The sequence below is a fragment of the Streptomyces sp. JH14 genome, assembly GCF_029428675.1.
In the GTDB taxonomy this organism is placed as follows: Bacteria; Actinomycetota; Actinomycetes; order Streptomycetales; family Streptomycetaceae; genus Streptomyces.
In genome coordinates this window covers 4,040,550-4,054,948 of record NZ_JAJNEL010000001.1, presented here as the reverse complement: position 1 = coordinate 4,054,948, position 14,399 = coordinate 4,040,550, and the positions used below count along the sequence as shown (strand labels likewise).

At 72.9% G+C, this 14,399-nt stretch carries 9 protein-coding genes and 1 pseudogene; 5 read left to right on the top strand and 5 right to left on the bottom strand.

From position 1 onward, the window contains the following. Nucleotides 1-59: 59 nt before the first annotated feature. Nucleotides 60-1,133 carry a hypothetical protein gene (locus tag LRD69_RS18300; RefSeq protein WP_277327651.1) on the bottom strand — a complete coding sequence of 358 codons (1,074 nt, stop codon included), beginning with the start codon at nucleotides 1,131-1,133 and terminating at the stop codon, nucleotides 60-62. A gap of 76 nt (nucleotides 1,134-1,209) precedes the next feature. Here LRD69_RS18300 and LRD69_RS18295 point away from each other — a divergent pair. Both LRD69_RS18295 and LRD69_RS18290 read left to right on the top strand, forming a co-directional pair. After that, nucleotides 1,210-3,670 (top strand): annotated as a pseudogene (locus LRD69_RS18295) (helicase C-terminal domain-containing protein). A gap of 135 nt (nucleotides 3,671-3,805) precedes the next feature. Further along, complete coding sequence (locus tag LRD69_RS18290; RefSeq protein ID WP_277327650.1) at nucleotides 3,806-5,449, top strand: DNA repair helicase XPB; 1,644 nt, start codon at nucleotides 3,806-3,808, stop codon at nucleotides 5,447-5,449. A gap of 42 nt (nucleotides 5,450-5,491) precedes the next feature. Here the strand turns inward: LRD69_RS18290 and LRD69_RS18285 are convergent, their stop codons facing one another. Continuing rightward, nucleotides 5,492-5,689, bottom strand: a complete 198-nt coding sequence (locus tag LRD69_RS18285) for a hypothetical protein (RefSeq protein ID WP_277327649.1) — start codon at nucleotides 5,687-5,689, stop codon at nucleotides 5,492-5,494. Between the two features lie 352 nt (nucleotides 5,690-6,041). Here LRD69_RS18285 and LRD69_RS18280 point away from each other — a divergent pair, with 352 nt between their 5' ends. Next, complete coding sequence (locus tag LRD69_RS18280; protein WP_277327648.1) at nucleotides 6,042-8,114, top strand: UvrD-helicase domain-containing protein; 2,073 nt, start codon at nucleotides 6,042-6,044, stop codon at nucleotides 8,112-8,114. A gap of 231 nt (nucleotides 8,115-8,345) precedes the next feature. Here LRD69_RS18280 and LRD69_RS18275 read toward each other — a convergent pair whose 3' ends face one another. Both LRD69_RS18275 and LRD69_RS18270 read right to left on the bottom strand, forming a co-directional pair. Beyond that, nucleotides 8,346-9,110 (bottom strand): SIS domain-containing protein, encoded by a 765-nt coding sequence (locus LRD69_RS18275; protein WP_277327647.1) that lies wholly within the window; start codon nucleotides 9,108-9,110, stop codon nucleotides 8,346-8,348. 71 nt (nucleotides 9,111-9,181) lie between these two features. Beyond that, nucleotides 9,182-10,144: a BadF/BadG/BcrA/BcrD ATPase family protein gene (locus tag LRD69_RS18270; protein ID WP_277327646.1), complete on the bottom strand. Its 963-nt coding sequence runs from the start codon at nucleotides 10,142-10,144 to the stop codon at nucleotides 9,182-9,184. A gap of 95 nt (nucleotides 10,145-10,239) precedes the next feature. Between LRD69_RS18270 and LRD69_RS18265 the strand changes: the two genes are divergently transcribed. Then, nucleotides 10,240-11,100, top strand: a complete 861-nt coding sequence (locus LRD69_RS18265; RefSeq protein WP_277327645.1) for a MurR/RpiR family transcriptional regulator — start codon at nucleotides 10,240-10,242, stop codon at nucleotides 11,098-11,100. A gap of 58 nt (nucleotides 11,101-11,158) precedes the next feature. On the opposite strand, the gene LRD69_RS18260 is transcribed toward LRD69_RS18265, so the two are convergent. Then, complete coding sequence (locus LRD69_RS18260; protein WP_277327644.1) at nucleotides 11,159-11,848, bottom strand: copper homeostasis protein CutC; 690 nt, start codon at nucleotides 11,846-11,848, stop codon at nucleotides 11,159-11,161. A 254-nt stretch (nucleotides 11,849-12,102) separates the two neighbouring features. Here LRD69_RS18260 and LRD69_RS18255 point away from each other — a divergent pair, with 254 nt between their 5' ends. Next, the gene (locus LRD69_RS18255; protein ID WP_277327643.1) at nucleotides 12,103-14,388 is read left to right on the top strand and encodes a heavy metal translocating P-type ATPase; all 2,286 of its coding nucleotides are present in this window, start codon (nucleotides 12,103-12,105) and stop codon (nucleotides 14,386-14,388) included. The last annotated feature ends 11 nt before the right edge of the window (nucleotides 14,389-14,399 follow it).

The window sequence follows — 14,399 nt, the reverse complement described above, 5'->3', positions numbered from 1 at the left end:
AAGCCCGTCCGGCGCTTGAGGACAACCCGGCAGCCGGACGCCCCGGCACAAGCCCCCGCCTACTCCACCCTCCGCGCCCGCCACACCAGGAACACCGCCGACGCCACCGCCGCCCCGCGTACCACCACCGGCCACACTCCGCTCAGCGCCTCCGCCATCCCGTCCTGCGGGATCGGCTCGCCCCAGCGCCCGTCCAGCCGCCCCCACAGCCAGACCAGTCCGCCCGCCGCGACCGCGCCCGGCAGCCACATCGCGGCCAGTTTCGCCTCCGTACGCGAGAGCGTGCGGGAGCCGTACGCGAGCAGCCAGCCGCCCGCCAGGGCCACCCAGGACCCGGTCAGCGCCCCCGTGACCAGCAGCACGGCAGCGAGCAGCAGCAACGGGTGGGAGAAGCCGAGCCCCCTGCCCTCACGCGGCGCACGCCGACGCAGCCGCCACCGGCCGCGCTCCGCCTCGTCCCCCACCTCGTCCCCCTCCTCGTCACCGCCCTCGTCGGAGTCGTCCTCGTCCTCGTCCCCATCCGCATCCGCATCCGCCCCGGCCTCCTCCGCAGGCTGCCGCGGCTGCTTCAGCAGCTCGGCGATCTCCACCCCGCCCACGAACCCAGGCACCTCCACCCCCTCCCCGAACGGCCCCGGCTCGATGCGCCACCAGTCGGGCTCGCTCCCGGACGCGCCCAGCTCGTCCGTCCCCGCCATGTGCGGCGGCGACGGCGGCCGCTGCGCCGGCACATTGCCCGCCGCGGCCCCCGGGTCCCCGGAGCCCCCCGGCTCCTCCTGCGACGCGCCCTTGCGTGAACTCTCTTTCCGGAGCGTCCCCCTGCGCGGCCGCGGGATCCCCCGCGGCTCCGGACCGCGCTCCGCCGAACCCCCCGCCGCCCCCGGCAACGTCACCGTTCCGTCCGCCGACCCGGCGGCCGCGGCGACCAGTTCGTCGGGCGTGCCGAGCCGCCCGATGATGCGCCGCACCGCCGCCGGCGAGTCCGTGGCCTGGCTTCCGCGCTGCCGGTCGATCTCGGTGCGCAGGGCCGCCACGAGCCGCATCCGGGCGCCCGAGGAAAGCTGGTGCTGCTGGGCCAGGTCCCCGACCCGGCTCAGATAGTCGTAGACGAGCTGGTCGCTCTCGATCCCCACGCGATGGTTCCCCTCTGACGGGCCTGCACCGACGGTAGCGCCCTCGGGCCTGTCCGGAGCGACTACCGTGGGACGGATGGGGATGACCACACCACCGCGGACGCTCGCCGAAGCTCTGCGCGCCCGGGACGACGAGTCGTTGGCCGGGCTGCTCCGTGCCCGCCCCGATCTGCTGTCCCCCGTGCCGAACGACATCACCCAGCTCGCGACACGGGCCGGTACCCGGGCCTCCGTCGTCCGCGCGCTGGAACACCTCGACCGGTTCGCCCTGCAGACCGCGGAGGCGCTGGCCGTGGCTCCGGACCCGGCACCGTACGACACGCTGCTCGCCCTGCTCACCGGCGACGGCCAGGACGACGGCGCGGACCGCGACGACGCGGGTGCGGCTATCCGGGACGCGGCTCCCTTCGCCCTTGCGACGCTGCGCGAACAGGCCCTCGTCTGGGGCGAGGACGACCGGCTGCGCCTGGTGCGCACCGCGCGCGAAATCCTCGCCCCGTCCCCGCAGCACCCGTCTCCCACCGGGCTCGGGCCGACGGTCGCCGAGGCCACGTCGGGCATGTCGCCGGGCCGGCTCCAGGAGATCCTGGTGACGGCCGGACTGCCCGCCACGCACGACCCGGTCTCGGCGGTGGCGTCCCTGTCCGCACTGTTCACCGACCGCACCAGGATGGGCGAACTGCTCGACACCGCCCCCGTGGAAGCCCTGTCCGTACTGGACCGGCTGGTGTGGGGTCCGCCCTACGGTGAAGTGACCCCGAACCCGACCCCTCCCGTGAAGTGGCTGCGCGACCGCGGCCTGCTGCTGCCGGTGTCGACGCGCACGGTCGTGCTGCCGCGCGAGGCGGCCCTGCACCTGCGGGCCGGGCGTGCCCACCGCGTACCGGAGCCGCTGCCGCCCGCCGTCGTGGCGCTCGCGACGCGTGATCCCCAGGCTGTGGACAGTGCGGCGGCGGGCCAGGCGTTCCTGGCGGTGTCCACCGTCGAGGAACTCCTGACGAGCTGGAACGGCGGCGGCCCCCCCGATACTGCGCGCCGGCGGCCTCAGCGTCCGCGAGCTGAAGCGGATCGCGGCCGTCCTCGACGTGTCCGAGCCGATCGCCGTGTTCTGGCTCGAACTCGCCTACGCGGCCGGGCTGCTGGCCTCCGACGGCGAGGCCGACGAGCGGTACGCACCGACGCCCGCGTACGACGACTGGACCGAACTCCCCGTCCAGGACCGCTGGGTGCACCTCGCCACCGCCTGGCTCGCCGCGACCCGCACCGCCGGTCTGGTCGGCGGTCAGGACGCCAAGGGCCGGGCCCTGTCCGCACTCGGCCCCGAACTCGACCGCTCGGCCGCCCCCGAGGTACGCCACCGGGTCCTGGCCCTGCTCACCTCGCTGGACCCCGGCACCGCACCGGACCCGGAGACGCTGCTGGCCCGGCTCCGCTGGGAACGGCCGCTGCGCGGTGCCTCCGCGTCCGCAGGGGACATCACCGACCTGCGCTCCCGGATCGCCCTGTGGACGCTGAACGAGTCCGAACTCCTCGGCATCACCGGCCGTGGCGCGCTCTCCTCCCAGTCCCGCGCCCTGCTCGACTCCGGGCCCGCGAAGGCCGCCGCGCTGCTCGCCCCGCTCATCCCGGAACCCCTCGGCCACGTCCTGCTCCAGGCCGACCTGACGGCCGTCGCCCCCGGCCCGCTGGAACGCCCCCTCGCCGACACCCTGTCCGTCCTCGCGGAAATCGAGTCGAAGGGCGGTGCGACGGTCTACCGGTTCACGCCCGGCTCCGTGCGCCGCGCGCTGGACGCCGGACAGTCCGCGGCCGATCTGCACGCGTTCCTCGCCGCCCACAGCCGGACGCCCGTCCCGCAGCCCCTCAGCTACCTCATCGACGACGTCGCCCGCCGCCACGGCCATCTGCGGATCGGCGCCGCGTCCGCGTATGTGCGCTGCGACGACGAGGCCGTGCTCAACGAGATCCTCGCGGACCGGCGCTCGGCCACCCTGCGCCTGCGCCGCCTCGCGCCGACGGCGCTGGCCGCCCAGATCGACCCCGCGTCCCTGCTCGAAGGGCTGCGCGAGATGGGCTACGCCCCGGCCGCCGAGTCCGCCGAGGGCGACGTCCTGATCACCCGCGCCGGCATCCGCCGCACCCCGCCCCGTACACCCCCCGTCCCCGTGCCCGAGGGCCCGCCGGTCCCGGACGGAACACTGCTGGGCGCGGCGGTACGGGCGATCCGCGCCGGCGACACGGCCGCGACGGTCGTCCGCAAGGACGCGGACAGCACCCCCGCCGCCCCGGCCGGCTCCCTGCCCCGTACGACCTCCGCGGAGACCCTGGCCACGGTCCAGGCGGCGGCGATGACGGGCTCGGCCGTATGGATCGGCTACGTCAACGCGGACGGCGCGGCCAGCCAGCGGGTCATCGCCCCGGTCCGGGTGGAGGGTGGCTTCGTGACGGCGTACGACCACACGGCCGACGAGGTCCGCACGTACCCGCTGCACCGCATCACCGGTGTCGCCGAACTGGCCGACGCCGAAGACGCCTGACGTCCCGGGTGACCGGCCGACGGGCCATGGCCGGTGCGGCTGCTCGCCGACGCCTACGCGCCACCTACCCCGCATGCGGCACACTGGACGTTTGGCCGCACTGGTGGCCGCACCCCGTAGAAAGGGCCGAGACGCGTGACCGGACCCCTCATCGTCCAAAGTGACAAGACGCTGCTCCTGGAGGTCGACCACGACCAGGCCGATGCCTGCCGTCGTGCGATCGCGCCCTTCGCGGAACTGGAGCGGGCGCCGGAGCACATCCACACCTACCGGCTGACCCCGCTCGGGCTGTGGAACGCACGCGCCGCCGGGCACGACGCCGAGCAGGTCGTCGACGCCCTCGTGCAGTACTCGCGCTATCCGGTGCCGCACGCGCTGCTCGTCGACATCGCCGAGACGATGGCCCGGTACGGCCGCCTCACACTCTCCAAGCATCCGGTCCACGGGCTGGTGCTGACCTCCACCGACCGGCCCGTGCTGGAGGAGATCCTCCGGTCGAAGAAGGTCCAGCCGCTGGTCGGGGCACGGATCGACCCGGACACCGTGGCGGTGCACCCGTCCGAGCGCGGGCAGATCAAGCAGACGCTGCTGAAGCTGGGCTGGCCGGCGGAGGACCTTGCCGGGTACGTCGACGGCGAGGCGCACCCGATCGAGCTGGCCGAGGACGGCTGGGCGCTGCGGCCGTACCAGAGGCAGGCCGTCGAGGGGTTCTGGCACGGTGGCTCCGGCGTCGTCGTACTGCCCTGTGGTGCGGGCAAGACGCTGGTCGGGGCCGGTGCGATGGCGGAGGCCAAGGCGACCACGCTGATCCTGGTGACGAACACCGTCTCGGCCCGGCAGTGGAAGCACGAGCTGGTGAAGCGGACGTCGCTGACCGAGGACGAGATCGGTGAGTACAGCGGTACGCGCAAGGAGATCCGGCCGGTCACCATCGCCACCTACCAGGTGCTGACGACCCGCCGGAAGGGCATCTATCCGCACCTGGAGCTGTTCGACTCCCGCGACTGGGGGCTGGTGATCTACGACGAGGTGCATCTGCTGCCCGCCCCCGTCTTCAAGTTCACCGCCGATCTGCAGGCGCGGCGGCGGCTCGGTCTGACGGCGACGCTCGTCCGCGAGGACGGCCGCGAGTCGGACGTCTTCTCGCTGATCGGCCCCAAGCGGTTCGACGCACCGTGGAAGGAGATCGAGGCACAGGGCTACATCGCGCCCGCCGACTGTGTCGAGGTCCGGGTCAATCTGACGGACTCGGAGCGGCTGGCGTACGCGACCGCCGAGGCCGAGGAGAAGTACCGGTTCTGCGCGACGACCGCGACGAAGCGGAAGGTCACGGAGGCGCTGGTGCGCAAGCACCGGGGCGAGCAGACCCTCGTCATCGGGCAGTACATCGACCAGCTCGACGAGCTGGGCGAGCATCTCGACGCCCCGGTGATCAAGGGCGAGACGAGCAATGCGCAGCGGGAGAAGCTCTTCGACGCGTTCCGCGAGGGCGAGCTCAGCGTCCTCGTCGTGTCGAAGGTCGCGAACTTCTCGATCGACCTGCCGGAAGCAACCGTCGCCATCCAGGTGTCGGGAACGTTCGGCTCGCGGCAGGAGGAGGCGCAGCGGCTCGGCCGGGTGCTGCGGCCGAAGGCGGACGGGCACGAGGCCCGGTTCTACTCGGTGGTCGCCCGCGACACGATCGACCAGGACTTCGCGGCCCACCGCCAGCGGTTCCTGGCCGAGCAGGGGTACGCGTACCGGATCGTCGACGCGGACGAGCTGCTGTCGGAGAACTGAAGCCGGTCCCTCGCGGGGCGACGCCCGGACCGGGGTCGCGGCTCAGTGGTCGCGGTGGTGGATGTTCGCCTCCGTCTCCTCCGCGTACTCGCCGAGGACGGCCACACCGACCGCGGTCCGTGCGAAGACCCTGACGGCGCGGACGGCGTCGCCGACGCGATGGGTGGGCGGGTGACCGGTGACCGCGGTCGCGCCGTGCGCGGGGCCGGCCGTTCGGGGGTTCGGACTCGGGGTGCTCATGTACTCCATGGTCCTGCGCCCGGCCGGGTGAGGGCACCGGTCCACGGGGGTGCAATCACCGGTGGCCGGTGTGCGTGCAGGTGGACCGGGGTGGACGCGGCCGCAGAATTCGTTCGCCCCCGGCGGACGCGGTCGATACAATCGCCGGTCTGCCCGCCTCCCGCACCGTGGTACCGGCCCTTCGCCGGCAGCCGGGGGAGCGCCGCCGACCGGACGGAAACCGGCCGACAGCTGTGCGCACACCTGCGTGCGTGCCCGTGATCGATCCCCGAGCGGACCGTATCGCCCCCGGACAGTGAACGGGAGCGAGCTGCGGTCCGCCGTCCTGCGTTGAAAAGCCGGAGGCAACACCGTGCCCGCGCACGAACACGAAAGCGACACCACCACCGATCCGCTGGCTCGCGAGCGCGCCCATCTCGCCGCGTCCCGCGCCGCGCTGCGCGCCATGCGCGAGGACGCCCAGGCCCTCGACATCCGCGATGTCACCGCGAACTGGGTCAACGCCGCCGTCCTGCAGGCCCAGATCGACGAGCGCATCAAGTCCCTCGCCGACCTCTCCCACACCCCGCTCTTCTTCGGCCGGCTGGACTATCTCCACCCGGTCGGTGCCGAGCAGGCCGAGGGAGCGGAGGGGGAGCAGTTCTACATCGGGCGCCGCCACGTGCATGACGCCGACGGCGACCCGATGGTCATCGACTGGCGCGCACCCGTCTCGCAGCCGTTCTACCGGGCTTCGAAGAAGGACCCGCAGGACGTAGGACAGCGCCGCCGCTTCGGGTACACCGGCGGCGACCTGACCGCGTACGAGGACGAGCACCTCACCGACCCGACCGAGGCCGCGCAGACCAGCAAGCTGCTCCAGGCGGAGATCGAGCGGCCTCGCGTCGGTCCGATGCGCGACATCGTGGCGACGATCCAGCCCGAGCAGGACGAGATCGTCCGCAGCGGGCTCGGCGGAACGGTCTGCGTGCAGGGAGGGCCGGGTACCGGCAAGACCGCCGTCGGCCTGCACCGGGTGGCGTATCTGCTGTATGCGCACCGCGAGCGGCTCGCCCGCACCGGCACGCTGGTCATCGGGCCGAACCGGTCGTTCCTCCACTACATCGAGCAGGTGCTGCCGGCCCTCGGTGAGCTGGAGGTGAAGCAGGCGACCGTCGACGATCTGGTGGCCGCCCAGGTCGAGGTGCGGGGCACGGACGCGGCGGAGTCGGCCGTCGTCAAGGGCGATGCCCGCATGGCCGAGGTGCTGCGGCGGGCGATCCGTTCGCATGTGACCCTGCCGACGGAGCCGGTGATGGTGGTGCGCGGCTCGCGCCGGTGGCGGGTGCCCGCGTACGAACTGGAGGAGATCGTCACCGAGCTGCTGGCCCGGGACATGCGGTACGGCGCGGCGCACGACGCGCTCCCGCAGCGCATCGCGCACGCCGTCCTGGTCCGGATGGAGGAGGCCGGCGAGGCCCCCGACGACCGGGTGCAGAACGCGGTGGCCCGTACTCCGGCGGTCAAGGCGGCCGTGAAGGCCATCTGGCCCGCCGTCGACCCGGCCAAGCTGGTGCTGCGACTGCTCTCCGACCCTGAGTTCCTGGCCGCGCACGCGGACGGGCTGCTCACCGAGGACGAGCAGAAGGCGATCCTGTGGACGAAGCCGGCCCGGAGCGTGAAGTCGGCGAAGTGGTCGGCGGCGGACGCGGTGCTGATCGACGAGGCGAGCGATCTGGTGGCGCGCACGCACTCGCTCGGCCATGTCGTCCTCGACGAGGCGCAGGACCTCTCCCCCATGCAGTACCGGGCGGTGGGCCGTCGCTGCACGACCGGTTCGGCGACCGTACTGGGCGACCTGGCGCAGGGGACGACGCCGTGGTCGACGGAGAGCTGGGCGCAGGCGCTGCACCACCTGGGCAAGGAGGACGCCGTGGTGGAGGAGCTGACGGCGGGCTTCCGTGTGCCGCGGGAGGTGATCGCGTACGCGTCGCGGCTGCTGCCGGTGATCTCGCCGGGCCTGGCGGAGGTGGAGTCGGTGCGTGAGTCACCGGGGTCGCTGGCGGTACGGGAGGTGGCCGGCCCTGCGGAGCTGGACGCGGCGGTGGTCGCGGCGTGCGAGGAGTCGCTGGCGCAGGAGGGTTCCATCGGCCTGATCGCGGCGGACGCGCGGATCCCGGTGCTCGCGCAGGCGCTGACGGCGGCGGGCCACGCCTATCTGTCCCCGGGCGAGGAGACGACGGCCGAGTCCCGGCTGACGCTGGTACCGGCGTCGCTGGCGAAGGGCCTGGAGTACGACTACGTGGTGCTGGACGAACCGGCTGCGGTGGTCGACGGCGAACCCGACGAACGGACCGGGCTGCGGCGGCTGTACGTGGCGCTGACCCGTGCGGTGTCGGGGTTGATGGTGCTTCATGCGGCGCCGCTGCCGGACGAGTTGGCCTGAGCCGGGCCGGGGCCGGTGCGGCGGCTGACGCCCCGCTTCCGGTCCCCGGCCCCCTGAGCGCGCGTGATCCGCACCAAATGGACCGCGTCCGGGCGGGATCGGCGCACCGTGTGGCGCATGCCGCTGCCTCGTGTGCCACGACGAGCGCCCCACGACGGCTCTGGGGCCGGCCGCCGATCGGGGTCCGCCCTCGCGCCCGGTCCGGCGGCCACCGTCGTGCGCGGCGGCTTTTCAGTGGCCGCCGCGGTGCAGGCGTCCCTCGTACTCGGCTTCGAGCACGGCGTTCCGTTCGAAGCCGCCCGGCAGGTTGGCGGAGATGTACACGGGCGCTTCGTGCCCCTCGGCGAGCAGAAGGGCGATGCTCTCGGCCACCACCATTTGAACGAGAAAGGTGGAGACGACCGTGGACACGCCACACGCATTGCCGCCGCCGGGCAGGGGCAGCACTGCGTCGCCGGCGGGCGCGTGGTTGTCGAGCACGGTGTCGGCGAGGTCGGCGAGCCGCTGTCCACTGGGGTGCAGGGCAGGGACCGAACGGGTGTGTTCCAGCGACGTCAGTGCCACCAGTCGGTGACCCTTGCTCTTCACCAGATGGGCGAAGTCGACGATCGAGTTGTTGACCCCCGAGTTGGAGATGATCACGAACAGGTCCTGCGGCCTCGGGGTGCTCAATTCGTAGAGCCGTGCGGCAAGCCCCGGCCGCCGCTCCAGCAGCGGGTCGTCGAGTACGGCGCGGTCCTCGCCACCGCGCAGCACGAGGTCGGGCAGTCCGATCCGGTGGGTGGGGATGAAGCCGCCGGCGCGGCCGGCGATCTCCATCGCGGTGGCCTGGGAGTGGCCGGTGCCGAAGGCGTGGATCACGCCGTTCGCGCTGACGCAGTCCGCGAACAGGCGGGCCGCGGCGGCCACCGCGTCCTTGTTGGCGGCGATGGCTCCGTCCAGGGACTCGCGCGCCCGGTCGGCGAACGCGCTCGCACTGATGTGCGGCTGAGGCATGGGACCACCACTCTCGCTCGGTTTATTGATTCAAGATTCTCCGAATGAACCGAAACACTGAACCAATTCGGTCACGTCGTCAAGAGACGGGCCAGCGCCACCGCACCGATGGCGCCGTCCTCAACGGCCGCGACACGCAGCCCCATCGACTCCACGCGATCGGCCAACCGCCCCGCCAGCGGCCCCTCGGGGCAGATCAGGCCTCCGGTCGTCACCAGGACCTCGCCGCCCCGCGGCGCCAGCGTCCGGACTTTGCCGGCAAGTTCGTCGGCGGCGCGGTCGAGCAGGGAGAGCGCCGCCGGATCGCCCTCGGCTCCGGCCGCCACCACGAGGGGGCTCAGTCGGGCCAGCGCCACGGGCGGTCCCGAGTAGGCCCAGTCGGCGACAGCGGCTCGCAGGCGATCACACTCCCCCGGAGAGGGTGTGGAGCCCTGCCGGCAGGCAGTGATCTCCTGCACCACCAGCCTGGCCAGCGGCCCCCACGGACCGCGCCCGTCCAGCGCCTGCACGACGGCCCGCACCGCTTGGCGCCCGAGCCAGAACCCGCTGCCCTCGTCGCCGAGCAGCCAGCCGTGCCCGTCCACGGTCCGCACGCAGCGCCGTTCCCTCACCCGCCCGGCGACCGCGCCGGTTCCGGCGATCAGGATCAGTCCGTCGGCAGGCATGCCGGGCCCCGAGGCGAAGGCGACTTCCGCATCCCCGTATATCCCTGTCACCACGTCGTCGATGCCCAGGGCCGCGAGAGCCTCGGCCAGGCAGGACACCGCGGCGTTCCGCCCGCGCCCCGGACCCGCGCCCGCGAAGCCGCCCGCCACCGCCACCACCGAGCCACGCAGCCCGGCGGGCACGGCGGAGTCCATGGCCCGGGTCAAGTGCCGTACGAGATCGGCCCGCCGTACGCCCAGCGGATTGCCCGGACCGTCGGCCCCCGTGCCGATCACGTTGCCGTTCGCGTCGGCGCAGTAGGCCCTCGTGCGAGAGCCGCCCGCGTCGATTCCGATCACCAGGCGTTGTTCGATGGATTCAGAGATCACGCTTCATGGTGGTTGATAGAGTCATCACCGGACAAGAGATCGTCCGAACCCGAAGGGCACTGAGTCCCGACGCCTCGAATCGAGCCGAGCCCACCGTGATCACAGATCTGATCCACTCCGAACTGCCCCGGATGACCGTCTCGCTGCGCAAGGTCGGCGAGCTGGTCCTGGCGGACCCGGGGGCACTGGCCCAGATGTCGGCTGCGGATCTCGGGCGGCGCACCGGCACCTCGCAGGCGACCGTGACCCGCTTCTGCCAGGCCATCGGGCTCGACTCGTATCAGGGTCTGCTCCTCGAACTCGCCAAGGAGCAGGGGCAGGTCCCGCAGGAGCGGCCGCTGGGACCCGACATCGGCCCCGGCGACGACCTGGAGCACGTCATCGCCGTCATTGCGCACGCCGACCTCCAGGCGCTGCGCGGCACCAGGGACCGGCTGGACCGCGCCGCACTCGAAAGAGCCGCGCAGTCCCTCGCCAAGGCGCGCCGCATCGACGTCTACGGGGTGGGGACGTCCGGGGTTCTGGCCCGCGAGGCGGAGTCCCGCCTCTTCAACATCGGCTGCCACGCCCGCGGCTGGACGGAGGTGCACGCGGCGGAGACCTCGGCGTCGCTCCTCACGCCCGCCGACACGGTCATCGCACTCTCCCACTCGGGCAGCACCCGCGAAGTGCTGAGCCCCCTCCAGCTCGCGGCCGAACGGGGAGCCACGACCATCGCCATCACCGGAGACGCGCGCTCACCGGTCGCCCGTGCCGCGGAGATCCACCTCGCCTCGACCTCGGCGGAGACGAGCTTCCGGCACGGCGGCTTCGGGGCACGCCACTCCGTCGTGTTCATCATCGACTGCCTCTACGCGCGCGTGGCCCAGCTCTCCTACGAGCGGGCCACCGCTTCGATCACCCTGACCGCGCACATCCCCGAGGAACACTCGGCCAGGGCGCGCCGACGGGCGTGAGCCCGGACGCCCACGCCCCCGACCGCGGCGCCCATGCCGAGCGCACCGCGTGCCCCGCCTACGCGTCGAGGACCGTGCGCCACTCACGCACCGCGGCCACATCCACCGGCCCCGACCACCCGGCCGGACGGGCCGCGCCGCCGATGTGCACCGCGTCGATGCCGGCGGCCAGCAGCTGCGGCAGATGCTCCAGCCGCAACCCGCCGCCCACCAGGATCTGCGGCTCGTACCCCGGCTCCCCCTTGCGTGCCGCCTCGGCCAGCAGCGTCGGGATGCCGCCGTCCACCCCCTGCGCGGAACCCGCGGTGAGATAGGTGTCCAGTCCCGGCAGACCTGCGAGCGCCTTGCGCAGGGCGTCCCGGTCGGCCGCGCGGTCGATGGCCCGGTGGAACGTCCAGCGGCAGCCGTCCAGCTCGGCGACGAGCCGTTCGACGGCGACCAGATCGGGGTGGCCGTTCGCGTCGAGGAAACCGAGGACGAATTCGTCCGCGCCCTCCGCCCGCAGCCCACACGCCCTGCCCACGAGCACGTCGATGTCGCCGGCCGCGAACCCGTCCGCCACCCTGAGCATCACCCGCAACGGGATGTCCACCGCAGCCCGGATCTCCGCGAAGGTCGCGCAGGACGGGGTCAGGCCGTCCGCCGCCATGTCGGTGACCAGCTCGAGCCGGTCCGCACCACCCGACTGGGCAGCGACCGCGTCCTCCGCGTCGAGAGCGATCACCTCCAGGACTGCACGGTTGCTCATGGGACCCCAATCCTCCAGGAGACAGCTATAGGTCTAGTCCAATGCCAGACTACGGCGCGAACGGCCGAGGGCGCAGCCTCGCCGTGACGTGAAAATACGCGAGGTCAGACGCCCGCCTGGCGACCGGACTCGCGCACTCCGCACCCCGCCCACGGATTCCACCCTTGCGCAACATAGGGGGAGGGGGTATATCCTGACCTCAGAAGGATATACCCCCTGGGGGTATGAATCCCCGGCAACAGCAGGAGGATCCCGTGTCCGCGCAGACCGCCGCCCCCGGACAGCACACCGGCACCCCCACCGAGATCGAGCTCGCCATCGGTGGCATGACCTGTGCCTCGTGCGCGGCCCGCATCGAGAAGAAGCTCAACCGGATGGACGGCGTCGAGGCCACCGTCAACTACGCCACCGAGAAGGCCAGGGTCAGGTACCGGGGCGAGGACGTCTCCGTGCAGGACCTGATCGCCACCGTCGAGAAGACCGGTTACACGGCGCAGCAGCCGGCGCCCCCCGTACGCGGCGACGCCGCGCCCACCGAGGAGGCGCCGGGCCCCGACGAGCTCACCCTGCTGCGGCAGCGGCTGGTCACCGCCGTGGTGCTGGCCGTGCCGGTGATCGCGATGTCGATGATCCCTGTGCTCCAGTTCGACAACTGGCAGTGGCTCTCCCTCACCCTCGCCGCCCCGGTCGTCACCTACGCCGGCTGGCCCTTCCACCGCGCCGCGTGGACGAACGCGCGGCACGGCGCGGCGACGATGGACACCCTGATCTCGGTCGGCACCTCGGCGGCGTTCCTGTGGTCGGTGTGGGCGCTGTTCTTCGGCACCGCCGGGATGACCGGGATGACGCACCCGTTCGAGCTGACGATCGGCCGCAGTGACGGCGCCGGGAACATCTATCTGGAGGCCGCCGCCGGAGTCACCGCGTTCATCCTGGCCGGCCGCTGGTTCGAGGCCCGTTCCAAGCGGAAGGCGGGCGCGGCACTGACCGCGCTCCTGGAGCTCGGCGCGAAGGAGGTCACCGTCCTGCGCGGGGGCCGGGAGCTGACCGTGCCGACGGCGGAACTGCGGGTCGGTGACCGGTTCCTGGTCCGCCCCGGCGAGAAGATCGCCACCGACGGCACGGTCGTCGAGGGCAGCTCCGCCGTGGACGCGTCGATGCTCACCGGCGAGTCCGTACCCCTGGAGGTCGCCGTCGGCGACGCCGTCACCGGTGCCACGCTCAACGCGGGCGGCCGCCTCGTCGTCGAAGCCACCCGGATCGGCGCCGACACCCAGCTCGCCCGGATGGCGAAGCTCGTCGAGGACGCGCAGAACGGCAAGGCGGCGGCCCAGCGCCTCGCGGACCGGATCTCCGCCGTCTTCGTCCCGGTCGTCATCGCTCTGGCGCTCGGCACACTCGGCGTCTGGCTGGCCACCGGATCGGGCCTCACGGCCGCGTTCACCGCCGCCGTCTCCGTACTGATCATCGCTTGCCCCTGTGCCCTGGGCCTCGCCACACCCACGGCCCTCATGGTCGGTACGGGACGCGGCGCCCAGCTCGGCATCCTGATCAAGGGCCCCGAGGTCCTGGAGACCACGCGCCGCGTCGACACGATCGTCCTGGACAAGACGGGCACCGTCACCACCGGCCGCATGACGCTCCAGGCCGTCCACACCACCCCCGGCACCGACGCGACAACCGCCCTTCGCCTGGCCGGCGCCCTGGAACACGCCTCCGAGCACCCCATCGCCAGGGCAATCGCCGCCGGAGCCGCCGAACGCACCACCACCCCCCTGCCCACCGCCGAGGACTTCGGCGCGCTCGCGGGCCTCGGCGTCCAGGGCGTCGTCGAGGGCCATGCGGTCCTGGTCGGCCGCGAGCAGCTGCTCGCGGAGCGGGAGATCCACCTGCCCGCCGGACTGGCCCGCCACAAGGCCGAGTCGGAGGCTGCGGGCCGCACGGCGATCGCAGTCGCCTGGGACGGCGAGGCCCGCGCCGTCCTCGAGGTCGCCGACGCGGTGAAGGACACCAGCGCGGAAGCGGTCGCGCGGCTGCGGGCCCTGGGCCTGACACCCATCCTCCTCACCGGGGACAACCGGGCGGTGGCGGAAGCGGTCGCGGCAGAGGTCGGGATCGGCCGGGACGACGTGTACGCGGAGGTCATGCCCGAGGGCAAGCTCGAGGTCGTCAAGCGGCTGCAGGCACAGGGCCGTTCGGTCGCGATGGTCGGCGACGGGATCAACGACGCGGCGGCCCTCGCCCGGGCGGACCTGGGTCTGGCGATGGGCACGGGCACGGACGCGGCGATCGAGGCCGGTGACCTGACGCTGGTCCGCGGGGACCTGCGGGTGGCGGCGGACGCGATCCGGCTGGCGCGCAGGACGCTGGGGACGATCCGTACGAACCTGTTCTGGGCGTTCGCCTACAACGTGGCGGCGCTGCCGCTGGCGGCGGCGGGGCTGCTGAACCCGATGATCGCGGGGGCGGCGATGGCGTTCTCGTCGGTGTTCGTGGTGGGGAACTCGTTGCGGCTGCGAGGGTTCAGAGCGGCCGTGTAGGACCTGAGCAC